General features: G+C 55.6%; 20 protein-coding genes. 11 read left to right on the forward strand and 9 right to left on the reverse strand.

Features of this window, described 5'->3' with window-relative positions; translation table 11 throughout:
* Window positions 1-8: 8 nt before the first annotated feature.
* The 6 genes from LDN84_RS06825 (at window position 9) to nagZ (ending at window position 7,121) form a co-directional block, all read left to right on the forward strand.
* On the forward strand, window positions 9-1,481 hold the full coding sequence (locus LDN84_RS06825) for an HD-GYP domain-containing protein (RefSeq protein ID WP_223910237.1): 1,473 nt from the start codon (window positions 9-11) through the stop codon (window positions 1,479-1,481).
* Complete coding sequence (locus tag LDN84_RS06830; RefSeq protein WP_223910240.1) at window positions 1,478-3,907, forward strand: PAS domain-containing hybrid sensor histidine kinase/response regulator; 2,430 nt, start codon at window positions 1,478-1,480, stop codon at window positions 3,905-3,907. Before LDN84_RS06825 ends, LDN84_RS06830 begins: the two co-directional genes overlap by 4 nt.
* A gap of 63 nt (window positions 3,908-3,970) precedes the next feature.
* Entirely contained in the window at window positions 3,971-4,720 is a 750-nt protein-coding gene (recO, locus tag LDN84_RS06835) for a DNA repair protein RecO (protein WP_223910243.1), read from the forward strand.
* 45 nt (window positions 4,721-4,765) lie between these two features.
* Complete coding sequence (locus tag LDN84_RS06840; RefSeq protein ID WP_223910247.1) at window positions 4,766-5,560, forward strand: pyridoxine 5'-phosphate synthase; 795 nt, start codon at window positions 4,766-4,768, stop codon at window positions 5,558-5,560.
* A 25-nt stretch (window positions 5,561-5,585) separates the two neighbouring features.
* Complete coding sequence (gene acpS, locus LDN84_RS06845) at window positions 5,586-5,993, forward strand: holo-ACP synthase (RefSeq protein WP_223910252.1); 408 nt, start codon at window positions 5,586-5,588, stop codon at window positions 5,991-5,993.
* A gap of 45 nt (window positions 5,994-6,038) precedes the next feature.
* On the forward strand, window positions 6,039-7,121 hold the full coding sequence (gene nagZ, locus LDN84_RS06850; protein WP_223910255.1) for a beta-N-acetylhexosaminidase: 1,083 nt from the start codon (window positions 6,039-6,041) through the stop codon (window positions 7,119-7,121).
* A 6-nt stretch (window positions 7,122-7,127) separates the two neighbouring features.
* Here nagZ and LDN84_RS06855 read toward each other — a convergent pair whose 3' ends face one another.
* A complete protein-coding gene (locus LDN84_RS06855) occupies window positions 7,128-7,355 on the reverse strand; it encodes a hypothetical protein (protein WP_223910258.1) in 228 nt (75 codons plus the stop codon).
* Between the two features lie 109 nt (window positions 7,356-7,464).
* Between LDN84_RS06855 and LDN84_RS06860 the strand changes: the two genes are divergently transcribed.
* The 5 genes from LDN84_RS06860 to LDN84_RS06880 all read left to right on the forward strand — a co-directional run bounded on the left by LDN84_RS06860 (window position 7,465) and on the right by LDN84_RS06880 (window position 12,833).
* On the forward strand, window positions 7,465-7,827 hold the full coding sequence (locus LDN84_RS06860) for a translation initiation factor Sui1 (protein ID WP_223910261.1): 363 nt from the start codon (window positions 7,465-7,467) through the stop codon (window positions 7,825-7,827).
* A gap of 3 nt (window positions 7,828-7,830) precedes the next feature.
* Window positions 7,831-8,040: a DUF3820 family protein gene (locus LDN84_RS06865; RefSeq protein WP_223910264.1), complete on the forward strand. Its 210-nt coding sequence runs from the start codon at window positions 7,831-7,833 to the stop codon at window positions 8,038-8,040.
* A 516-nt stretch (window positions 8,041-8,556) separates the two neighbouring features.
* A complete protein-coding gene (locus tag LDN84_RS06870; protein ID WP_223910267.1) occupies window positions 8,557-8,736 on the forward strand; it encodes a hypothetical protein in 180 nt (59 codons plus the stop codon).
* A 683-nt stretch (window positions 8,737-9,419) separates the two neighbouring features.
* Window positions 9,420-10,610, forward strand: coding sequence for a hypothetical protein (locus tag LDN84_RS06875; protein ID WP_223910271.1), 1,191 nt, complete (start codon window positions 9,420-9,422; stop codon window positions 10,608-10,610).
* Between the two features lie 330 nt (window positions 10,611-10,940).
* On the forward strand, window positions 10,941-12,833 hold the full coding sequence (locus LDN84_RS06880) for a hypothetical protein (RefSeq protein ID WP_223910274.1): 1,893 nt from the start codon (window positions 10,941-10,943) through the stop codon (window positions 12,831-12,833).
* A 336-nt stretch (window positions 12,834-13,169) separates the two neighbouring features.
* Here LDN84_RS06880 and LDN84_RS06885 read toward each other — a convergent pair whose 3' ends face one another.
* From LDN84_RS06885 to lysS, 8 genes are all read right to left on the reverse strand, one after another.
* Complete coding sequence (locus LDN84_RS06885) at window positions 13,170-14,489, reverse strand: hypothetical protein (protein ID WP_223910277.1); 1,320 nt, start codon at window positions 14,487-14,489, stop codon at window positions 13,170-13,172.
* A 3-nt stretch (window positions 14,490-14,492) separates the two neighbouring features.
* Window positions 14,493-15,839: a hypothetical protein gene (locus tag LDN84_RS06890; protein WP_223910280.1), complete on the reverse strand. Its 1,347-nt coding sequence runs from the start codon at window positions 15,837-15,839 to the stop codon at window positions 14,493-14,495.
* A 219-nt stretch (window positions 15,840-16,058) separates the two neighbouring features.
* Window positions 16,059-16,538, reverse strand: a complete 480-nt coding sequence (locus LDN84_RS06895; protein ID WP_223910283.1) for a hypothetical protein — start codon at window positions 16,536-16,538, stop codon at window positions 16,059-16,061.
* On the reverse strand, window positions 16,535-17,311 hold the full coding sequence (locus LDN84_RS06900; protein ID WP_223910286.1) for a GTPase domain-containing protein: 777 nt from the start codon (window positions 17,309-17,311) through the stop codon (window positions 16,535-16,537). The genes LDN84_RS06895 and LDN84_RS06900 overlap by 4 nt, the downstream gene beginning before the upstream one ends.
* Window positions 17,312-17,799: 488 nt before the next feature.
* Window positions 17,800-18,927, reverse strand: coding sequence for a DUF4365 domain-containing protein (locus tag LDN84_RS06905; protein ID WP_223910289.1), 1,128 nt, complete (start codon window positions 18,925-18,927; stop codon window positions 17,800-17,802).
* Window positions 18,928-19,446: 519 nt separating this feature from the next.
* Window positions 19,447-20,490, reverse strand: a complete 1,044-nt coding sequence (locus LDN84_RS06910) for a DUF4238 domain-containing protein (protein WP_223910292.1) — start codon at window positions 20,488-20,490, stop codon at window positions 19,447-19,449.
* A 308-nt stretch (window positions 20,491-20,798) separates the two neighbouring features.
* The gene (locus LDN84_RS06915; RefSeq protein WP_223910295.1) at window positions 20,799-21,347 is read right to left on the reverse strand and encodes a YgjP-like metallopeptidase domain-containing protein; all 549 of its coding nucleotides are present in this window, start codon (window positions 21,345-21,347) and stop codon (window positions 20,799-20,801) included.
* A 43-nt stretch (window positions 21,348-21,390) separates the two neighbouring features.
* Window positions 21,391-22,956, reverse strand: coding sequence for a lysine--tRNA ligase (gene lysS, locus LDN84_RS06920; RefSeq protein WP_223910298.1), 1,566 nt, complete (start codon window positions 22,954-22,956; stop codon window positions 21,391-21,393).
* Between the last annotated feature and the right edge of the window lie 103 nt (window positions 22,957-23,059).

Raw genomic sequence — 23,059 nt, forward strand, 5'->3', positions numbered from 1 at the left:
AGATTTGAATGAGAGAAGTGCGCAACGATTGGTGGATAAACTCAACAAATTTCAGGAGTAGCGTAATTGCCCAAAAGACTGAAAGCGCACTTCGTGTGTCATTTGACTCGAATCAGCTCTTTCGCACTGTACAAGTCGAATCAATCGAAATGAATCCGAAGGACTCCAATGCTCCACCACCAGCGTACTTGACTGCGGATCAACTGCGCATTGGTGTTTTTGTCATGATCGAATTACCGTGGCTCAAACATGAATTCGCGGTTAATAACTTCAAAATACGTTCTGAAGCCCAGTTGCGTGATTTGCGGGCCCTAGGGCTTAAACAGTATCGCTACGACCCAAGTCGGAGCGAAAAATTCGCGGAATTGGTCGGTTCGGCGGGCGATGTCCCTTATGCAGTGCCTGATGACCATGTCAGGATGGATTCTTCAGGGGAATTGGCGCCGCAACATGGGGCGGACTTAGAAAGACAAAAACGCATCGTCCAGAATCTGCGCCGTCGCGAAAATGTTGAGCAGGTCGAAAAGGCCTTCGTCAAAGCGGTGACGGTCATGAAAAATCTTAACCGCAACATCTATTCACGCCCGAAGGAAACACTGGAAGATCTGGGGTCATTGATTGGTGACATGACCGATGCATTCATGAATTGCCCTGGTGCGACTCTTCATGTGATGGGCGAAAAGTCTGGTAATCCAGATGTCTATTTTCATAGTCTCAATGTCACGATTCTTGCCATGATGTTGGCCAAAGAGCTTGAGTTCACACCTGCCGATGCACTTGAGTTAGGCATTGGTGCCATGATTCATGATATTGGTCTGGCGGATATTCCGGATCGTGTGGTCAAAAAGTCTCCCAGCGAGTCCAGCCGGGCTGAAATTAATTTGCGGGCCACTCACGTGGAGATTGGTGTCAATCTTGGGAAGCGCATTGGTTTGTCCGAAGTGGCCTTGTCAGTGATTTCCCAACACCATGAACTTGTTGATGGGAGTGGTTATCCGAAAGGCCTCAAAGCTGAGAACATGACCGCCGCAGCGCGTTTGGTGTCTGTTGTCAACTATTACGACAACCTGTGTAATCCGCCAGATATCACCAAAGCGATGACGCCGCATGAGGCGTTGTCACACATGTTTGCCCAATATCGCAGCAAATTTGATTCTCGTGCCTTGCAGCTTCTGATCCGCAGTCTAGGCGTTCATCCACCTGGCTCTATCGTGCAGTTATCCAACCAATCGCTGGCAGTTGTGACCGCTGTCAACCCCAAAAAACCATTGCGGCCATGGGTTCTGGTCTACGACGAAAACACTCCCAAAGAAGAGGCCATCACGATTGATCTAGCCCAAGAGCCGACGATCAGCATACTCAAGGCCATCAGGCCTTCCAAGTTATCTCCCAAAGTTGCCGCCTATTTAAACCATCGAAAACGGGTCACCTATTTCTTCGATGGCGACCATACCAGCGATAGTCCGGGGGTGAAAAAATGAATACAGAAGCCTTGCTGCTGGATGCGTCCAGTGAAATGCTGTTTTTGTTGGATGCGCCTTCTTTGGTTATTGTGAGCGCCAGCAAGGTTGCCCATGATCAATTGGGGTATGTGCCAGGGGGCCTGATTGGCGTACACATTGGTGACATTGAATGTGCCTTGTCCGATCTTTTTTTCTGGGATCAGATGAGTGTGTCGGGGTCCGAACTGGAGGCTCATGGCAGTTTTCGTCGATCAGATGGGTCCGTTTTTAATATTCGGAAATTGGCAAAAAAAGTTGGTGTGCAGGGTGAATACTATTCACTTCGTGCCCGACCCGAGCGGGGTTCCCAGGGATTGGAACGGGGTTTTTACGATCTAGAGCGGCATATGGCCGCCACACTGGAAGCAACGCAGGATGGCATTCTTCTGACGGACACTGACGGTTCAATCTTGAACATGAACCGGCGGTTTTCAGAGCTGTGGCCGCTACCCGAAACACTTTTGGAAAGTCGCGATGGCCTTGGCATCGTGGCTTATCTTGACAGCCTGTTGTTCTCCGAACCTGGTGCGGTGAACCAGCCAACGATCCTGAACAAGGTTGTTGAATTGTTGACAGATCCAGAGGGTGATACTTTTGAGCGCCTGCATTTGCAGGATGGTCGGGTGATTGAATGCTTTTCCCATCCCGCACGTACACAGGGCAGAACCATTGGCCGGGTCTTTTGTTATCGGGATGTGAGCGAACGCATGCGCCAGGAACAATTGCTCAAAGAGGCTGGCCTCAAGGCAGAACAGGCGATGAAAAGCAAGAGCCAATTCCTTGCCAATATGAGTCATGAAATCCGTACGCCGATGAATGCCATCCTGGGGATGCTGAAACTTGTGCAGGATACCGATCTGAGTTCTCGACAGCTTGACTACATCAACAAGGCCGATGGTGCCGCCCAATCATTACTCGGGTTGATCAACGATATTCTGGATTTTTCCAAAATCGATGCAGGAAAGCTTGAACTGGATTCCCAACCATTTGAAGTGGATCACTTGTTGCGTGATCTTGCGGTCATCCTGTCTTCGAGTTTGGGTAAGAAACCGGTTGATGTGCTGTTTGATCTGGACCCGGCCACGCCTCCATTCCTCATTGGCGACTCGTTGCGTCTGCGCCAAATACTGATTAACCTCAGCGGGAATGCCATCAAGTTCACGGAACAAGGTGAAGTGGTCTTGCAAATCAAAGTGCTGGGACAGTCTGCCAAGGACACTACGCTGCGATTTTCGGTTTGTGACAGTGGCATCGGCATCGCCCCGGAGGCCCAACAGCACATCTTTGAAGACTTCTCCCAGGCAGAAGCTTCCACGACACGCCGCTTTGGCGGCACAGGGTTGGGACTGTCCATCTGTACGCGCCTTGTCGCCATGATGGGGGGGGAGCTCAAGGTGCAAAGTGTTCTGGGCCAGGGCAGCACGTTCTACTTTGACCTGTCACTGGAAAATGCGGCTTTTGTGAATCAAAAACCGCTGCAAGCGGCCGGGCCTCTGCTGGAGCCGTTGAAGGTGTTGATCGTGGATGACAACGCCACCGCACGCCGATTACTAGGCTCCATGGCTCAATCCTTGGGATGGCTGGTGGATACTGCCAGCCACCCGCAGGAGGCTTTGGCCATGGCTGAAGCCCGTTTAGCCAGAGCACAAAATCCGTATGAGCTTATTTTGATGGACTGGGAAATACCTGAAGCAGATGGATGGGCTGTCATGACACAGGTGTACCAAAGATTCGCGCCAACCAAGCTCCCTGTCATGATCAGGCTCTGCACGCATGACCAAGAGTTGCTTGAACAGCACCGTGCAGCAGATCACACCGATCTGCACGGATGTTTGGTCAAACCCATGACGGCGTCCATGATGTATGACGTTGTGATGAATGCACGCGTGGCGAGGGGGCTTGCCAGCACACCGCAAAAAACCGTGCCAAAACCGGAAGCAGGGCAGCTCAGCGGCATGCGGGTGCTGGTGGTTGAAGACAACATGATCAATCGGCAGGTAGCACAAGAGCTGTTGATGGGGCAGGGTGCCATCGTGGAGCTTGCAGAAAATGGCTTGTTGGGTGTGGCCGCTGTCAAACAAGCCAGTCAAAACACGTCCACAGCCTTTGATGCTGTTTTGATGGACATGCAAATGCCCGTGATGGACGGATGTGCCGCGACCCGGGTGATTCGTGACGAGCTGGGTTTGCCCAGGTTGCCCATTATTGCCATGACGGCCAATGCCATGGCCAGTGACCGCGCTGCCTGCCTGAAGGCCGGTATGAACGACCACATTGGCAAACCATTCGATCTGCAGCATTTGGTGAAGGTGTTGTTGACAGTCACCGCTGTTGCGGCTACAGGCCATGGCGCCGATGTGCTTCCGTCGGCCACAGCAAGCGAATCTGCATCCAGTTGTGTTTGATCGTCAACTTGACTCGAAATCCCTGTCAATCAGCTGTCATATGCTATGTAAAATGTAGCAATTATGGCCACCAAACGCATTTCGGATGAACCCGCTTACGTGCTGCACCGCTACGACTGGAGCGAATCCAGCCTGATTCTGGAAATCTTCACCCGCCACCACGGCCGTATGGCGCTGGTGGCCAAAGGGGTCAAGCGGCCCAGTTCAAGCTTTCGCCCGATCTTGCTGCCGCTGCAGCCGCTGCACCTGGCCTTTGGCGGCGATGCCGAGATCAAAACCCTCAAAGCCGCCGAATGGCAGGGCGGCCACGTCATGCCCACCGGCGACGCGCTGATGTCAGGCCTGTACCTGAACGAGTTGCTGCTGCATTTGCTGGCCCGTGAAGACCCGCACCCACTGTTGTTTGACGTGTACGCCAGCGTCGTGCAGATCATTGCCAGCGAACATGGCGAGGTGCTGGAGTCTGCGTTGCGTGCGTTTGAGCTGCTGCTGCTGCGTGAAATTGGCCTGCTGCCGTTGCTCGACGCCCAAACCATGACCCTGCTGGCTCTGCACCCGGATGAGCGCTACACCCTGGTGCCCGAAGGTGGCCTGCGCCAGGCCAGTGCCGCTGACCGCACCAGCCTGAATGGCGCGCAGTGGATGTCCTTGCAACAGGTGCTGGGCGAGCGTGTGCCATTTGTCACCGTGCTGCGCGCTTGCGCTGAGGTGGCCAGCGCCCTGAAGCCGCAACTGCGCACCCTGCTCAATTACCATTGTGGGGTGTCGACTTTGCGAACACGGCAAATGATGGTCGATTTGCAAAGCCTGTAAGGGCCGCCCGACCCCATGCCCAAGACAGAAAAGGATTCAGAACCCATGACTTTCATCACCACTGCACTTTCCGTCAACCTGAACAAAGTGGCCTTGGTGCGCAACACGCGCCACTTGGGCATACCCAGCGTCACCCGCGCCGCCACGCTGTGCCTGCAAGCCGGGGCGCACGGCATCACCGTGCACCCGCGCCCGGACGAGCGCCATATTCGCGCCAGCGACGTGCCCGAGCTGGCCACGCTGCTCAAAGACTGGCCAGATCGTGAATTCAACATTGAAGGCAACCCGTTTCACAACCTGATGGACGTGGTCGGCCAACTGGTGGCGGCCAAACTGCCGGTGCACCAGGTAACCTTTGTGCCCGATTCCGAAGGCCAATTCACCAGCGACCACGGCTGGAGTTTTCCAGCGGATGCGCAGCGATTAAAACCCCTGATCGACCAGGCCCACGCCTGGGGCCTGCGCGTGAGCCTGTTCATGGATGCCGACACTGCGCCCATGGCCGCCGCCAAAGCGCTGGGGGCCGACCGGGTGGAGTTGTACACCGAGCCCTACGCCGCTGCTTGGGGCACACCAGAGCAGACCGATCAACTGGCGCGTTTTGCCGCCGCCGCCCAGGCCGCGCTCGATGCAGGCTTGCAAGTCAACGCCGGTCATGACCTGAACCTGGACAACCTCACCGCGTTCATCGCCCATGTGCCCAAGGTGAGCGAAGTGTCGATTGGCCACGCGCTGATTGCCGACGCGCTGGAGATGGGTTACGCCGCCACGGTGCAAAGTTATCTGCGTTGCCTGACGCTGGGTGACCGGTTAGCGCAAGGCGGTTTGAGCGTCGGCTGATCCCCGTTTTGACCCTGCCCACCCCATGATCTACGGCATAGGCACCGACATTTGCGACATCCGCCGCATCCAGGCCAGTCTGGCACGCCATGGGGAGCGGTTTGCCGAAAAAATCCTTAGCGAGGTCGAGCTGACCACCTGGCAGATGCGCAGCCAGCGCTGGCCCGAGCGCGGCGTGCGTTACCTGGCCACCCGTTTCAGCGCCAAAGAAGCGTTCAGCAAGGCCATCGGGCTGGGCATGCGTATGCCCATGACCTGGCGCAGCTGTGAAATTGGCAAACTGCCCAGCGGCCAGCCGACCATCGTGTTGCACGGTGAATTAAAAATCTGGTTCGATGCCAAAGGTTTGAGCGCCCATGTGACCGTGACCGACGAAACCGACTATGCCGCCAGCTTTTGTGTGGTTGAGTATTCAGATAAAAACAGGCTGTAACGCTTATTTTATAAGCGTAAGCAGCTATTCATTAAATAGCAAATCATGACTTTTCACGCTCCCTTGATCATTGACATTGCCGGCACCAGCTTGAGCAAAATCGACAAAAACCGTCTCAAGCACCCACTGGTTGGTGGCTTGATCCTGTTTGCCCGCAACTTTTCTGACCGCGCCCAGCTGACCGCCCTGTGCCACGACATCAAAAGGCAGCGCAAAGACCTGCTGATCTGTGTTGACCATGAAGGTGGCCGGGTGCAGCGCTTTAAAACCGATGGCTTCACCCACCTGCCCGCCATGCGGGCGCTGGGCGAGATGTGGCTGATGGATGGCAAAACCGGGCAGGGCAGTGGGGCCATGCGGGCCACCCGCGCCGCCACCGCGTGTGGTTATGTGCTCGGGGCCGAGTTACGGGCTTGCGGGGTTGATTTGAGTTTCACCCCGGTGCTGGATCTGGATTTTGGCGAAAGCAGCGTGATTGGTGACCGCGCTTTTGCGCGTGATCCGCGCGTGGTCAGCCTGCTGGCCAAAAGCCTGATGCACGGCCTGCACTTGAGCGGCATGGCCAATTGCGGCAAACATTTTCCGGGGCACGGCTTTGTGGCGGCCGACTCCCACACCGACATTCCTGTGGACAAACGCAGCCTCAAAGCCATTCTGGCCGACGATGCCCAACCCTATAACTGGCTGGGCATGGCCCTGGCCAGCGTGATGCCCGCGCATGTGATCTACCCCAAAGTGGATAAGCGCCCGGCGGGTTTTTCCGGCAAATGGCTGGGTGATATTCTGCGCGGTCAGCTGCAATTTACCGGCGCGGTGTTCAGCGACGACCTGTCCATGGCCGGGGCCCGGATGCTGGACGGCCAAGCCGTCAGCACCACTCAGGCCGCCATTGCCGCCTTGAATGCCGGGTGCGACATGGTGCTGCTGTGTAACCAGTCGCTAGGGGATGGGCTGGAGGTTGACACGCTCATCAACGGCCTGACCGAAGCCCAGCTCAAGGGTGAATGGCAGGCGCAGGATGACAGTGAAATTCGCCGTCGCGCCCTGTTGCCCCGAAGCCCGGCTACCACCTGGGATGCACTGATGGTGCAGCCCGCTTACATGCAGGCGCTGGATCAACTGCCCTGATGAAGTTCAGGGTGCGCGGTGCAGCCGGGGCGCAGACAGCGCCACAATCATGTCGCTGCTGGCGGCATCCACATTGGGGTGGGTTTTGAGCAGGTTGCCAGCGGCCATTTGTTTGCGCAAATCCTGCAGGTCTTTCACCGAGGGGGCAACCTTGATTTGGGCAATGGCAGCGGTGCTGTTGCCCCCTTTGATCAGGGCCATGACTTTGGTGGCCCAGACGCTTTGACGTGACATGGATGATTCCTTTGTTTGATTTTGTAAGCTATTTTGGCATATTGTGCTTGTCAAATAAGCGCAAGCAGCTATGAAAAATAGAGCATCTTAACCCTTGTAGACCCGCATCATGAAATCCAAACTCATCAGCAGTGGCTTGGTGTACAGCACCGACAGTGGCCGCATGTGTCCCGATTGCCGCCAACCGGTGGCCGCCTGCCAATGCCGTGCGGCCCAATCGAGACCCCGCGGTGATGGCATTGTGCGCGTCTCGCGCGAAACCAAAGGCCGTGCCGGCAAAGGGGTCACCCTGGTCAAAGGGCTTGATGTGGACGATGCCGCGCTGGTGGCCCTGGGCAAGCAGCTCAAAACTGCCTGTGGCTCAGGTGGCACGGTGAAAGAAGGCGTGATTGAAGTGCAGGGCGACCATGTGGAGCGTGTCATGGCGCTGCTGCAAGCCCAGGGGCACAAGGTCAAACGCGCCGGAGGTTAAACGATGAACCCCGAAGACCTGCAACTGCTGGTGACCCGCACCATGCCCTTTGGCAAATACAAGGGCCGCCTGATTGCCGACCTGCCGGGCGACTACCTGCGCTGGTTTGTGCGCGAAGGTGTGCCCAAGGGTGAAACCGGCCGCCTGATTGCCCTGATGCACGAGATTGACCACAACGGGCTGAGCGATTTGCTCAAGCCACTGCGGAAGTAAAAATCAACTCCCGGCAGATTGAAGCCTACAAACCGATGTGATTGCCAAGCTGCTGCAAAGACAGTTTGATGTTTTCTTTGATAGATCGTTCATTTGCGATGCGCAGCTGGGCATGCCGCCATCTTGGACTGCAGTTTTGGCATCTGTGAAGAGTCCTACTGGGTAGCCTTGCAAGTCATTCAGCGTGGTTGCATGGAGATTTATGCTCTGTTATTCATAGCTTCTTACGCCTTCTGGATAGGCGTAAGAAGCCATTTTTACTCCTGGATTCAACTCACTGGCAAAAGATGGGGAGCTTGATCACTTGGAGCGCTTGAACCCATTGCTTGACACCGGTGAAGATGCCATTGGCCTGGCGTTGATGGACGAACAACTGCCCAGCGTGTGCGCACACGCAAGGCCGCAGCAGATGCCGGTGCGCTATGACCGCAGCAGCGTTCAAGCAACAAGTGAGGGGGTGCATCGGCAAAGCCGGGCAAAGCGTGGGGCAGCTCACCTATGTGAAAGACGGTGCGCGTGAATACGCCGCCTTTGCCTACAACGACACAAGTGCTGGCGCAGGTCTACGCTGCAGTGCGTGACTGGCGCACCCTGGCACTGAGCCCCGAGGTGGGGCTGCTTGCCAAAGAGCTTGATGACTTTGCGCCGACGTTTGAGTATGCGCAGATGGATGCGGCGCGGGGGCTGATTGGGTGATGCCGTGGGTGTCTGGGGTGTTTGGTGAGAGTAGAAACAGGCTGGAAACGCAAGATTGGTGTTGCAAATATTGCTATGTATTTAAAAGCTATTTGCGTACGTATTTATTGGGATTGAGGCTGTTTTCTATAAATCTTTTTCCTGGGTGATGTCTGCACCCGCTTTAGGCTGGTTCCGGTCATTGACGCGGTGCTTCAGTAGGCCAAATAAGCAGCGGTTGCAGTCATAGAGATTTTGGCGGTGAACGACTCCTGAAGGCTGACAGAAGCCATTGGAATGTTGACTGCCATGGTCGTCCACCGACCCATTGCTGACGTAGAGACCGATGAATTGCTCGCCTGACAGCGGTCATTCATGTGCACTCGAATGCAGATCATGGATGCCCACTCCATGGGAGCTCACTCTGCATAGTGTGATTTCACTTGATAGCTCATTACAGCCCCTCAAGCGACAATATCGAAAGGTCAGCAAGGCTGATCGCAGCCTGTCAACTTTAGCAAGCAAGTGACCGTTCACCTGAGTAGTGGACATTGCTAGGATTTGCTTTCCAATGAGCGCTACGATTCGTCAATTGTTTTCCATGGCGACTATGCTCGAACTGTTTCGGAGATCGCCAAAGGTAAAAAGAACGCAGTACAGGTATATTCTGTATAACGTACTCCTTGCTGTTCCGTTTGACACACATGACCCCACATCTGCCCGTCGAAATCCAATTGCCATTCGGCTTAACCGACGAGCATTTGGACTTGCGCGTGATCTGTAAGGCAAAGACACCTGTAGTTCTGGAGATACCGACTGATTTCGATGAGCAACTTGACGGTTCCAAAGGAACGTTTGGCGAGGTTTTCGCGATCCAGATTGTTTTGACCTTAGTCAGGTCAAAAGTCCCACTGTCCATACGCTGGTCTTCTGACACTGTCGCCGCACTCATTGCTTCCTCTGCAACGCAGCCACTCGTAGCGGTGCTCGTCTCGATCGAGGGAGCTCGGCATCAGATTAGCGGCGCCATTGCCGAGGCAGAGTTGCTTAAGCTGCTGACCGATGCCAGGAAGTTGCTTGCGAAATACAGACTCCAAGCGGACTTCTTCTCAGACCGTCAAATTGTGCTGTGCACAGACAGCCGGGGCTATTCATACCCTCCTGACTTGTACGAGGCAGAGGCGCGACTTAGGAGTCGTGAAGATTTTGAGGGCTTGATACAAGACATTTTGTTCGGACAGATGGCTAACATATCTGAAGCGACTGAGGCGTATCGTTTTTCGTCTGCCCTTGGCGTCATCGTTGCGGAGCTATTTGAGAACTCACATATTCACGGCAGATTCGATCTCGCGGGGGCATTGCTTAAGCCAGATGCCATGCGCGGCTTAGTGTTCAAGCGAATCAAATTTGATTTGCCGGTAACTGTGAATATTGATGGCAGACAGAAGGCAACAATGCAGATTAAAGACTGTTTGGAGATCTCTGTCTTTGACACTGGGGTTGGGTATCTCCAATCTTTCACACGCGAGCCCTTTACCGATGAGACAGATCTCGGATATGAATGGAAGGTCCTGCACAACTGTCTTGAGCGACATCACAATCCTGAAATCAGAGATGTACGGGCGTCGCATCGTGGCATGGGGTTGGCGGAAGTATTGCGGGCTCTGCAGCAACTTCAGGGCCGTATTGAAGTTCGTACCGGTCGCTTGTTTGCGCAACGCACCTTTCTACCGGGCGAGTTACAAGCGCAAATGCAGCCACTTTCTTCCCCTTTAGCCTACAGAAGGCAGCCGATACCGAAGATGTTGGACTACCAGAAGAAGTACGTTGGCGTTCCCTCCAAGCACGATCCTGTTGTCGGCACAGCCGTCCGCGTGATCGTTCCGCTCAAGTGAGGTAACGATGCGTGCACTCAGTCTTTCAACACGGTTTCGTGAAGGAGCTTTCGAAGGTACGGCATGTCTGCTTGTTTATGACGAGCTGGAGATATCAGCTGCGGCAATTAGCTCGGATGTCCGTGACTTACTCGATTCCCGGCCAAACACATCGTGGATATACGTCTTGGCACCTTATCTCGCTGAATCATTGGTTCTCGAAGCCGCGCTCAATGAGCAAGTAATCGGGCGCGCTGGAGAACAGGTTTGGGTGCTCTCCTATCGAGAGAGACAAGGGCAGCTAGGTAGGGTATGCGGATTGGACACAATGGCTCCTCTCAAGTGGAGGAGATGCTGCCCATTGAACTGAAGCACGGTTGGCTTTTTGATTTGTTCGACATGTCCAAAGGTAAAATCACGGCCCCCCCAGGGGTTCATTTTGGAAAAGCCTCGCGCAAGCACTCAACGGTATTCTTGCGGGCGAGCAACGCTATCTTGTCGACCAAGGCTTCAGGCCTTCTTGCATTCTTCTTGATCGCTGCTTTACCCAAGCAAGGTGTACGTCGTGTCCTGGTAGACACGGCACCTTTGTTATCTGTGGCCCAAGCTCTACTGCGGGTGACAGCAGTGTATGGATTTTGGTCGCAGAGTCCTCCCGCGTCTTCGTTCAGCTCGTATGGTGGTCTTGACGCTCTATCGCGTCTGAATAAGCAAGACCTCGTGATCATTTCCGCATCGACCTCAGGCGGACTTGCTACGCGGTTGATCGACCTGGGTGCCTCAGCTCCTTTGGTGGTCACTTTGTTCTCTCTGGCGGAATCCTTGAATGGGACTGATAGTCCAATCATCTGTGACCTTGCCTATAAACCTGGACGAACGTTCGGCTACTTGCCCATAGAGAATCAGACGCAAGGCTCTTGCCAATGGTGTGATAAAGGCTACCTGTTGGCACCTTTGGAGGGGGATCAATTTCTTCTTGAGAAGCGCTCCGTCAAACGCCTTCGCATCAGTAAACCAGATCAAACAGCCGAGGCGAGAAAGCTCCTGGAGAGATGGACACGCCGGGGCTACTTCAAGCTTGTTCCTTACGGGAGCATTGCTCCAAAGAGTCATCTTGTATTTGATGCTGACCTGGCAATTAAGGACGACAACGATCTACGAGCAAAGTTGGTACGGCACCTGCGACGGTACGCACCCACGCCACTCCAGATCGTGGTACTCATTGGGTTGACTGATGCCACTTATGAAGGATTGATTGCTGACGCCGGATTGACATCGATCTACGCTGAAGCAGAGGTCATTGATGTTGGGCAAGTTTCAACGATGCAGGCGAAGCATGGCGCTGGTGTGTTGGTACTGGTTGGCAGTCTGAACGACCATGCGCTCATCCGAGGGATAAATGCGCAACTGAGAACGAAGGCATCTCATGGTTGTGTAACCTACCTTGCGGCTTTTACCTTTGCCGACTCAAAGAAGAACTTGACCGACCTGGAGATGTTTCTTACCTATGGGGAACATGGCAAAGAGACATTCACATTCAAGTCTGCAGAGAACTTGTTTTTGCCGTGGCGTGCGGCAGAACGTAGTTCCTGGGATGATGAGCGCGCGTTGCTGCAACAGATCAAGAGTGAATCGCAGCTTGCGCCCGAACTGGCGACTCGACTTGATTTGCTGGAATCGGCGGGTGTAATGGACGGCACGCTTTTTTTGCCTGGGAAAGACAATAGGACATTGACTATTGCGCCTGACTTTGTTTACCTCGATACCGAGTTTGAACGTGAGAAAATTTCTCAGGCGGACATCTTCCTTGTTGTTAGCAACTTGCTGGCAGTCGCGCGCATGGGGGGCTTGCAAAGCGGACTACCTCAGACGCATCATCAGTGGGCGCAAAGCGTCTACGGACAAGTTCTGATCGACCTTCCAACAGTTTGCCCACGTAATTTTCGTGATTACAACGACGCGGTCCTGAGAGCCAGTTTTATTCGCGCAGCAAGTAAGCAGGAGCTGAACTATGCAGTCGACGAAGACTGCAGCGGGGAGGTCCTTGATGTCTTACTCGCAGAGTTGGCATCATGGCCTAACGACAAGGGTGACTCTCTTCCTGAGCTTCTAATGGCCCTTGCGACCGGACGTCTTCAGCTAATGGCTGCAGATGAGGCGAGATTGATCGCGAATCTGAATACCACTGAATTGCCTGACTACCTTGTGCAACTCAGAGATGCCTGGATTAAGAGACGAGCTTGATTTCAGTCAGTCCGCATGCTGGCGGTGATGAAGTCGAGCATTGCCATCGCAGCCAGGGTAAGCGGATATCACCGAACGTCACAGATCAGCACTAAACGCCAAACGCGGAACTGGAACTCAGAGAGTGCAAACTAGTAGGCTGTCGGCGCCGACTCCGATTTGAGCCTCGCGCCGACCGTCAATTGAGCCATCAAAAAGTCAGGTGATCGGCCTCAGCCTTGACGATCTGAGTCTACCAACTGGCTCATTGCACACCCGGCAGGTGGCTCAAATCAGCGTCAGCACCAACAGCTGGGGTCGGGCCGTCCCAGTCCATCCATCTTTCGAGGGCGTCTCCTAATCGTCGCGGTCCCAAACGTCTCGGACGCTCCTCCACTCTGCCATTTGGTCCTCGTCAAACATGAAGCGGCCGGCTACCTCACCCTCGGTTCCCGGCTCAGCGAGCGGAAGGAACCTTTCCAGCGATGCCGACAGGAACGCAGCGTTCTCCTCCACGAACCAGCGTAAAGACAGGAATTCGTGGGCAACGCGTAGGAAGTGCTGCTCTGAGACACGGAAAACGCCAGCCGAGAAGTCCACTGCGTCCCGCGAGATCTGAAATGCCCAGGTGCCGTCGAATAGAACCACCGCATGGACGCCAGCCTGGCGGAACAGCTCCTTTGCGTGCATCACGTCGACCACTACGAAGATGAGCACCTCCTGCTGGATGAACGCCAGCGTGTTGCCGGTGTCCAGCGTCAGCGTGAAGGGCAGCATGTGCCACCACGTCGGCTCCGGCGTGAGATGCACCACCAGGCGTCCCTTACCCAAGAACGGCAACAGCGACTCATCCAGAACGGATGTCTCCTGCCCTTGCTCGAGGCGTGCCACCTGGACTGCGATGTACCACAGGCCTGTCTCAGGCTCCGCCATGGAAGTGCCGTTCAGCATGGCTTGGCGGATGCAGTTGTTCATCACTCCCTCGTAGGTCGCCTCATCCACAAGGAGCTCGGTTCGCCTGACGTTGGGCACCCCCCGGAAGTTATCAGCACAGTCGTTCCGATAGAAGTCGGCGAGCTCCTGCAGCTGGCCAACCTGACGCTGGGGCCGCTCGCGCTTCGTGCGAGAGGACTTAACCTCGATGGGCACTGGGTCAGGGCCGCCCATTGCACACACGTCGCCGTGCCGAATGATGTTGGTGATGTCGGCGAGCAGAACCGGCACGCCGGCCCTGATACCACTGCAGAGCACGCGGTACTCGCGTGCGAAGCCCTTCTTCCCCGTCATGAAGCCGGGTTGCTGCTTGGCCTCGTACTTCTCGTCAAACATGAGGTGCTTCAGCGCGTACTTCGACTGGTACGTGAAGGCAATTCCATCGCCGAAGCAGCGGAGCAAGAACAAGACCTCGTGGAGGTCGTCGACTCGATTGTCGATGCCGGCCGTCAATGCCTTGACCGCAACGGCGCGGTCCTTCGGCAGCCTGGACTTAGCCTTCATCCGAGTCAGCCGATGACGCGCACGCTTCAGCCGCAGGACGCGACGTTCGACCCTCAGGACTGCCCGTATCAGCTGTCGCTGCAGCTCGTGCAGCGGGCCCAGCTCCTTCGCGTCCCGCTGGAGATCCTTAAGCTGCAGTGACAGGTCGCGGAACAGCTCCTGATACCTCGGGAAGCGCATAGCTCAGTACTTCTTGGCTCCGGCTACCACCTCGTGGTAGTACCACTCTCGGACCAACTTTTCGAACTCAGCCATCTCATCGCCCCCATGCTTCGCGCGAGCCGCCTCACCTGCGTCCAGCGCGGCCAGAAGCGTGGGCTGCTGAAGCTTCTTGAGCCCGTTGATGAAACGAGTCCTGGCCCGAAAAATCGTTCGCACGACATCCGGCGGTGACGGGTCTCGGAGCCCCTCATCAACCTCGCCATCCAGGCTTCCTTTGCCCTTCTTGCCGTTCTTCGGTTCTTTGTCCTCCAGGTACTCCAACTTGCCCCAGTCAACCTTATCCTCCTTCGGCTCTTCCGGTTCCTTCCACTCCCCTGCAGGCGACTCTCGAGTTTGTGCGGCGGGCATCGACTCCTTCGGTACGGCCGGAGGCTTTGATGCCTCCTTCATGACACGGTCGAACAGCTCAGGATATTCATTTGGCCGACCCACCTCTCCGACGGTCTCCAGAACCCGCCAGACTTCCGTGGGGATGGCGTCCAGTTCCTCCTTAGTCACCTCCAACGCAACGAGTTTGGTCAGCAGCTCTGGTGTCAGGAGGGGAAGAGCCAGCTCAACGTTGACGTAGCCAGACAAGCCACGGCCCTCCAGGATGCGTTTCACAGCCTTCTGGAAATCGTTGCTCGACAGGTTGTACTTCTGGCGAAACTCCTGCTTGACGGCATCAAAGGCTGACGACTTCGCCCAGGTGCTTCTTGGCGGCAACGCCTTTGCGAGCTCAACAAGCTTCTCCCGCGAGAGCTTCGACGTGAATGAGCCCTGCTGGTACTCATAGACAAGCCCGCCCACGTAGTTGTCGAAGTCCTCGGTGGCAGAGAACAGTCGCTTGAGGCCTACCTCCAATGTGCCGAGGTTGATATGGGAAACCTCCTGTAGGTGGAGCTCTTTCTCGCTCGACCGCCGATATCTGAAAGTCTGCCCTTGGCTGTCGAAGGCATCCAGCTCTCTGACGGCACCCTCAATGGGGTCCAGGCGCTCGCGTAGCGTCGAATCGGTCTTGTCGCAGACCCTGAATAGCTCATCGAGCAGTGGGGCCAGCTTGTGGTCCCTCAGCACAGTTCTGTTTACATCAATGTCGCGAACCTCAGCCAAGCGAGCAATTTGGCGTTTCAGGAAGAGCTCAATGTGGTGCCGAGCGCTGAAACAAATGGGATAGACCAGCGCATCCATGTAGGCGCCGACGTCACCATCGTCCACGAGGTCCTCGAAAGAGCCTACTGGTTCCTTTGGACGTGGGGGCTCGATGGCTGTGCGAAGCAGCGCCATCGCAGCCTGGGCGAAGCCGAGCACATAGGCGTGGTCGCCCAATTGGCCGCCATTCGTACCGACGCATGCGTTCAAGAACGGGTTGGGTCCGTCGCTAAAGAGAGGCTCGTGAGCTGTCGGCGAAGTCTCGGATTCTGTCATCGGTTTCGAGCAAAGTTATGGAGTTTAAGTTCCAACCAGAATGCAACACTTCACTAGGCGCACTGGTCTTGATCAAATACGCCAACCGCCGGAGCTGAAGATTGAGGAGCATCGTCGGGCTCACCGAGCAGCACTGAGACTTTCAAGTCGTTTGCGGATGTCTTCCCGAGTCACACAGGCAATTTTCGTTAATTCAGCTTGACTCAGGTGTCCCGCAATGCCTTCTGACCTCATCGCCTCCCAGAGCGGACCATCCTCACCAACATAAGCACTTAGGCATTGCGACAGCTCAACTAGCTCAGCTTCAACTTTGGTGCGGCTTGGCGTACGCCAAGATGGCACGATGCGCCCGACTCCCCAGACTTCACCACTTCCTCTGCGCTCGGATAATCGAATGCGAAATCCAGAAAAATAGAATCGACTCGAACGCAATGAAAGCGATTTCAACCATTTCGTCCGTATTGAAAGAGAGACGGTCGTTGATGACAACAACTCAAATTCATCCGACTCTAGTGCCGAAAGAATGAATGGATTCCAGCGGTCCATATCAGGTGCGAATACATAGCCTGAAGCCGTTGGATATATCAAAAATTCGTTCACTTTTTGCCAAAGAGGTCGACCACGCCAGCAAAAACCAACAATTCACTTTCACGATCTTCCGTGAGTGACATTTTGTATGTGCAAATAGGGACAGGAAGCAACGAGGCCAAGTCGGAGAGAAAATTTTTGTAGTCCGTCAATTCAGGTTCAGGAGCGTCAGCCGCAAACTTGTCGACCTTGTTCATGACAAAAAGGATGCCGGCCAAATTATTGGTATTGAAAGTGACCCACGTCCTCACTCTCTCCCATTTAGTCGGTCCCAACTTGAGTGCAGACAAAAACTCCCCCAGTTTCTTCGTGTGCTCCGCAGCTGGCCTATCGTCAACAAGCACAACGAGCACTCTCGGTGATGCCTTAAAATAAGCTCTAGCCCATTCCATCGGCAAGTCACCTGGTACATCAATTCCGCGATAGAACTCCGTACCTTTACAGCGTTTAAGTAAGTCGTCACGTAAGCGACGACTGTCCATGGAAGTACTATGCGTTCGGTTAAATTCCAAGAATAAGTTTGGGTTGTTGTTGGCGAACTTTGTCAAAAAAGTAGTCTTTCCGACGTTAGCGATCCCGATTGGCAACACGCCATTGCTGATCTTTTGACGCCACGAACGAAACGCCGAAAGGGCTTCTTCAGTTGCTTCCTCTTCAACGCGGTCACGCAGTTTCTTGCCTGAGCCAGTAAAGAATCCCTTTGCGCTTGTACCTTTGCCGTCAAACGACTTGCCATTCCCGGTCCTCTCCGCCTTGGGCGCAGAGCCTCCTTGCTGCGAATCCATAGTATCTCCAAACAGCTAGCCTATCGCTTCATATGAATGATAGCAGCGAGCAACTTGACTGCTCACCCGAAAGGGGTCTCTCGCGAGGTGCCTGCATATTCCGGGCAATTTAGCCAGCCAATCCGATTCAAAAAAGCCACCAGTGAGTTCTCGCACCACCGAAAACGTAGGGTGGCAACAGGCTGGGTGCCGACATCTAGTTTTGGTGGTTCGATGATCGTCGACACCGGTACCGGTCATTCAGCGCTCCGCGGGCTGAGTGACCGTTGCACACCCAGTCGGCAGCTTCGTCCATGCAACGCTTGAGGTCCTCGAGCGCGGGCTTGGCGAAGCGCGCGACACATACCGAGTTCGACGAGTAAACTCCGACTGTGGCTTGCGTCTAAGAGTCCAAGGCGTTTTCCTGACGCCCAGGTAATAGGCGATATTTAGCAGCGCTTTAGCTGTTGAGGTTCAAGGTTGCCTTGGTCTTAAGGTGCAGGCCACACCTATGGACTCTTTTTCCGCCGCGCGACCTCGTAGACTGAGTAGAAGATAACCGTCTCGCGCACGAACTTGCCTTTCTCGAAAAGCTTGGTGCGTTCCAGGATCACCCTGACCACTGCCTCGTGCCGCTCGTAAAAAACTACCCGTGCGGTCAGTGTGTCGAAGCCGCGATGCAGTTCCTGCCCGTTACAAGGTGTCATCGGAGGCATTGGTGAGACAGGGCGTGCCGTCACAGGCTTTACGCCGCTGTTCGTAAGCAGGATGCGAGCGACTGCTGGCAGTAGCTGAATCGACTGTTGCTTTGTGCGTGCCGGTCGCTCCATCCGAGTGATGTGCTCCCAGCCGCGCCAAGTGATTGTTGCTTGCAGCAAAGCCGTGTCTGCCTCTGATGCATTCTTCAGATCCTTAAAGTAGTTTCTCGCCACAACCCGCATGGGCGTAGAGCCCATGTAGTCGGGCTGTTCCTCGTCATTGAACGCCTTCTCCGAATCGTTGAGCTGGATGACGGGCAGCTTTCGAAACTCAGCCCAACGCCAGCAGAGATTGAAAAAGCTGCTCTTGGTACCAGCATCGAACCTGTTCTTGAACCTGAAAAGAACCTTGTTCGATTGAAATGAATCAGGCCGCTTCAGGTCAGTCCAGTATGCGATGGGGTCCTCGCTAGCGGCGACGGGTACGCCCGCAGTGGCGTCCGCTTTTGCTTTCGCGCGAATGAGTCTTCGAGGGATGACGTTGATCATCACAGCGGGGCCGGGGTATGCCGCCCACTTGGAGCGCCAGTCGCTCAGCTTGTCCGCATCGAACGGAATGCTGTAGTCCTTGTCTGGAACACCGTCGACATAGCCAGTCTTGATCTGCGCGAATATCAGATCGCCTGTCGGGCCGGCGTATGACGCAAGTCCAGGTCGACGCTTGAGGAGAATGATGGCGTCGACGCCATCGTCATTGCTCGCAGAAATCACTTCGACTCCGCAGCCCCAGAGTCCTTCCACGATCCACGAGATCCAGGCGGCCCCCTCTTGGCCTTGACGGTTGGTATCAACGCGGTTTGCAAGCTGGCTGACCGTGTGGCGCTTCTTCTTGGCAGCGGCCGGAGGAGAAGCTGGGCTTGAGGCTGCGATGGTAGTCATAGACGGTGGAGCAAGAGAAGTCCGGTGAAGGTTATCACGCTTCAGCTCATTGCTAAGGCGGCCCCTGCAGAAGTGGAGGCAGTGGAGCGGGACAGCTGGTGAAGACCGGCCTGTCGTTCTCCCTGAAAATGGACTGCCGGCGACCGTTCAGTCATGGTCGGCTGATTTCCGGCGGTCCATCAAGGCAACGGCCGACCGTAAGAATGATTGCGGCATCAACCGCTGCAATTTTGACTGCCGTAAGTATGGTTGCCGCATGCCATTTGCAGGGATAGGGCTGCACACACTAATTCACCAAAGAACCAGAACCACGGCTGCAAAACAGCATTTGGCCAATGCCTGCCGCTGGTCATGAACCGATGTCAGTCACCGTAACAACCTAGATGGCCCTTTGATCACATACCCAAATGTTGAACAGTGAACCATGCGACAAACAGATCGCCGAGTACCCGTCACCGTCGACCGATCCCGGCGACACCATCTTTGCCGGAGCGGTATCACCCCCATCAATAACGGGATCTAGATCGGCATCGTGGGGCGCTTGCCCAGTCCCTTGATAAACACAGCAGGTTGCGTTTCACCCGGGGGAACTCCAATCCCAATATCTACGCGCGGCGCCCACATTGATCCGTTCAGATTGAGCGGCGCGGTAGTCTTGTCCAGCAGATCAACACTGCTGCCGATCACGTAATGATAGCAGTCGGAGGCTACTGCGGTATTGAACCGCTCGACCTGCTCTGGCTTTACGTCGGCATGCCGCATGCGGCGCTCGTCCCCATTCATGACCAGCGCCGCAGTGCGTGATAGGGGGAAGAGAACGTGCGTGTGAAACGATCCATAGCCAAGTGGCAAGTGTTCCATGTCGGACAGGGGTGACAGAACGACCGGGGAATCGGATGTTATGTAATTTAACCCACTGGGCGCGTGAACGATGGTCCAGTCTCTTTCGAAGTGCGTCCGGGCCAAGGTATGCCATGTCTTGAGCGCAATTGCCCGCGCCGCTACGTCGGGAACATTGATGCGAAAGTGGTTACCGCGGACCATTTCAAATAGCTTTTCTGCGAGTCTTCGTAGCTCAGTTTCCGGCGTGTCGGCAGGCTTTGACTCCTTGATCAGGTTGTACGCAACGGCTTCACTCGAAACGATGAGAGTCAACCTCGCATGCTCGACCTTTTCGCGAACGCTAATTGACTCTGCAAGTGCCGCTGGTGTTCGAATCGCGTGCATTGCGACGAACAATGCCAAATACTCCCGATCCTCAAAGCTGAGTGGAGATCTACAAACTGCAGATTTCAATGCAGTCCCGGCGCGACTCTCCACGATTCCAAACAAAGCTTCGATTTCGAATCGCTGCCGATCGCTTTCGTCAATGAATGTGTAGAAGTGCTCTAGGGCGGCCACTTTCTTTGGCGTCAGCGAACTCACGAAGCCATTGGCTCGGTCGTACACAGCCACGCGCCGGTTCGCGGCGAAACCCTTTAAGTAGAACTTTGACACGTAGTGCTGCTGCACCGGGCCATCGAGCAATGCCCCCCGCTCTGTAAGTCGATCGAATGCGTCCATACCTGGATTTTTAACAGCATCAGGTGGCCTATGCAGGGCGAAGGGAGGCGCGCAGCATTAGCCCCTGCGTGATGATGTAGAGCTCTCCATAGCAGCCATTCGCCAATTACCGCAGATGGCCCGAACCGGGTGCTCATGTATTGCAGGTGACTGACAGCTACGCTGCTTACCTGACTTACAAAAGTACCGAGTGAATGACTGGCATGGGTCTTTACATGACCACCAGGGCCAAAAACTCAATGACCGGAACCGCTGCAAAGCGGGTATTGGTTTCTCGGCGCGACAAGCCGCCACAGCGCGGCCTTCATTCAAACCCCCGCCACTTCCCACAACCTCGCCCCGGCCGTTTCCAGGTGCGTCAAATACAACCGCACCTCAAACTCCAGTTGGTGGTAGCGCGGCTCCATGTGGGTGCAGAGTTTGTAAAACGCCTTGTCGTGGTCGTGCTCTTTGATATGGGCCAGTTCGTGCACGGTGATCATGCGCAAAAACTCATCCGGCACGGTTTTGAACAGGGTGGCGACGCGGATTTCGCGTTTGGCTTTGAGTTTGTTGCCCTGCACGCGCGACACCGTGGTGTGGGTGCCCAGGGCGTTTTTGACGACGTGCAACTTGGCATCAAACATGACCTTGTTGAGCGGTTCGGCGCTGCGCAGGTACTCAGCCTTGAGGGCCTGCACATAGTCAAACAGCGCCCGGTCGGTGCGCACGCTGTGGGCTTGCGGGTATTTCTTCAACAGCCAGTCGGCCACACGGTCTTGGGCCAGCAGGCTTTCGACCTGCGCCAGGGTTTCTGCCGGGTAGCCTTGCAGGTAACGCAGGGTGTTGGCGTGGCTGGGTGGCACTCTGTTATTCATAGCTGCTAGCGCTTGATGGATAAGCGCTAGAGGCCAATTTGGCTTAAGCTTCGCGGCGCAGGGCCGGGAACAGGATCACGTCGCGGATGCTGCTGCTGTCGGTCAGCAACATCATCAGGCGGTCCAGGCCCACGCCACAGCCGCCGGTGGGGGGCATGCCGTATTCCAGGGCGCGCACAAAGTCATGGTCGTAGAACATGGCTTCGTCGTCACCACTGTCTTTGGCCTCTACCTGGGCCATGAAGCGGGCGGCTTGTTCTTCGGCATCGTTCAATTCGCTGAAGCCGTTGCCGAACTCGCGCCCGGTGATGTAGAGCTCAAAGCGCTCGGTCACCTCGGGGCGTTTGTCGTTGGCGCGGGCCAGTGGCGAGATTTCGGTCGGGTGCTCCATGATGAAGGTCGGTTGCCAGAGCTTTTCTTCCACGGTTTCCTCAAAGTACAGCACTTGCAGGCTGGGCAGACTGCGGGTTGAGATGTGGTGTTTGGCCTCGGTGATGCCAAGCTTGGGCAACACGGAACGCAGCCAGTCGGCACTGTCTACCTTCAGGCCCGAGCCGTCTTCCAGCATCTGGCCGGCTTCGGTGTATTTGCAGATGGCCTCATGGATGGTCAGGCGCTCAAATGGCTGGGACAGGTCGACCGGCTTGCCGGCATAACTGAGCTGCAGGCTGCCGCAGGCGCGTTGGGCGGCATCACGGATCAGTGCTTCGGTAAAGGCCATCAAATCCTGGTAGTCCCAGTAGGCGGCGTAGAACTCCATCATGGTGAATTCGGGGTTGTGCCGCACGCTGATGCCTTCGTTGCGGAAGCTGCGGTTGATCTCGAACACGCGATCAAAGCCGCCCACAATCAGGCGTTTCAGGTACAGCTCGGGCGCAATGCGCAAAAACATTTCCTGATCCAACGCGTTGTGGTGGGTTTTGAACGGCTTGGCGTTGGCCCCACCCGGAATCGGGTGCAGCATGGGGGTTTCCACTTCCAGAAAGTCGTGCGCCACCATGAATTCGCGGATGCCGCTGACCGCCTTGGAGCGGGCGGTAAAGCGCTTGCGGGTGTCTTCGTCGGTGATCAAGTCGACATAACGCTGGCGGTATTTGAGCTCCTGGTCGGCCATGCCGTGGAACTTGTCGGGCAGGGGGCGCAGGCTTTTGGTCAGCAGGCGGATGCTGCTGGCGTGGATCGACAGCTCGCCGGTTTTGGTTTTGAACACCGTGCCCTCGGCCGCCACGATGTCGCCCAAATCCCAGTGTTTGAAGGCGTTGTACACCTCTTCACCCACGTCTTCGCGCTTGATGTAAACCTGAATGCGCCCGCTGCTATCTTGCAGCGTGGCAAAGCTGGCCTTGCCCATCACGCGCTTGAGCATCATGCGGCCAGCCACTTTGGCGGGGGTCGCTTGCTCAGCCAGGGCCTCGGTGGTTTGGGCTTCATGGGCGGCAAACAGTTTGGCGGCGTGGTTGGCGGGCTTGAAGTCGTTCGGGAAAGCCGGGCCTTTGCCCTCAACTTGCGCCTGGCGCAGGGCTTTGAGTTTTTCGCGCCGCTCCAGCATCAGCTGGTTTTCGTCTTGTGGGGCAGGGCTGGTGATGGCGGCGTTGTTGGAGTCTGACATGTGGGTCAATCTGTGGGGCAATCAAAGAGGTGGGGCTGCAGGCGCGGGGCGGCTGCGCCAAGTGAACTCGCTATTTTAAATGGGCCAGCCAGACGGTACGGCC

The organism is Rhodoferax lithotrophicus (genome assembly GCF_019973615.1).
GTDB classification, from domain to species: domain Bacteria; phylum Pseudomonadota; class Gammaproteobacteria; order Burkholderiales; family Burkholderiaceae_C; genus Rhodoferax; species Rhodoferax lithotrophicus.

Bases quoted from the DNA above. Each gene is read 5' to 3' on its own strand.
- LDN84_RS06875 (WP_223910271.1), top strand. From the start codon at position 9,420: ATGACCCCACATCTGCCCGTCGAAATCCAATTGCCATTCGGCTTAACC.
- LDN84_RS06825 (WP_223910237.1), top strand. From the start codon at position 9: ATGAGAGAAGTGCGCAACGATTGGTGGATAAACTCAACAAATTTCAGG.
- LDN84_RS06860 (WP_223910261.1), top strand. From the start codon at position 7,465: ATGAAATCCAAACTCATCAGCAGTGGCTTGGTGTACAGCACCGACAGT.
- LDN84_RS06905 (WP_223910289.1), bottom strand. From the start codon at position 18,927: ATGACTACCATCGCAGCCTCAAGCCCAGCTTCTCCTCCGGCCGCTGCC.
- recO (WP_223910243.1), top strand. From the start codon at position 3,971: ATGGCCACCAAACGCATTTCGGATGAACCCGCTTACGTGCTGCACCGC.
- LDN84_RS06865 (WP_223910264.1), top strand. From the start codon at position 7,831: ATGAACCCCGAAGACCTGCAACTGCTGGTGACCCGCACCATGCCCTTT.
- acpS (WP_223910252.1), top strand. From the start codon at position 5,586: ATGATCTACGGCATAGGCACCGACATTTGCGACATCCGCCGCATCCAG.
- LDN84_RS06885 (WP_223910277.1), bottom strand. From the start codon at position 14,489: ATGCGCTTCCCGAGGTATCAGGAGCTGTTCCGCGACCTGTCACTGCAG.
- LDN84_RS06855 (WP_223910258.1), bottom strand. From the start codon at position 7,355: ATGTCACGTCAAAGCGTCTGGGCCACCAAAGTCATGGCCCTGATCAAA.
- LDN84_RS06910 (WP_223910292.1), bottom strand. From the start codon at position 20,490: ATGGACGCATTCGATCGACTTACAGAGCGGGGGGCATTGCTCGATGGC.
- LDN84_RS06900 (WP_223910286.1), bottom strand. From the start codon at position 17,311: ATGGATTCGCAGCAAGGAGGCTCTGCGCCCAAGGCGGAGAGGACCGGG.
- lysS (WP_223910298.1), bottom strand. From the start codon at position 22,956: ATGTCAGACTCCAACAACGCCGCCATCACCAGCCCTGCCCCACAAGAC.
- LDN84_RS06830 (WP_223910240.1), top strand. From the start codon at position 1,478: ATGAATACAGAAGCCTTGCTGCTGGATGCGTCCAGTGAAATGCTGTTT.
- nagZ (WP_223910255.1), top strand. From the start codon at position 6,039: ATGACTTTTCACGCTCCCTTGATCATTGACATTGCCGGCACCAGCTTG.
- LDN84_RS06880 (WP_223910274.1), top strand. From the start codon at position 10,941: ATGCTGCCCATTGAACTGAAGCACGGTTGGCTTTTTGATTTGTTCGAC.
- LDN84_RS06840 (WP_223910247.1), top strand. From the start codon at position 4,766: ATGACTTTCATCACCACTGCACTTTCCGTCAACCTGAACAAAGTGGCC.
- LDN84_RS06915 (WP_223910295.1), bottom strand. From the start codon at position 21,347: ATGAATAACAGAGTGCCACCCAGCCACGCCAACACCCTGCGTTACCTG.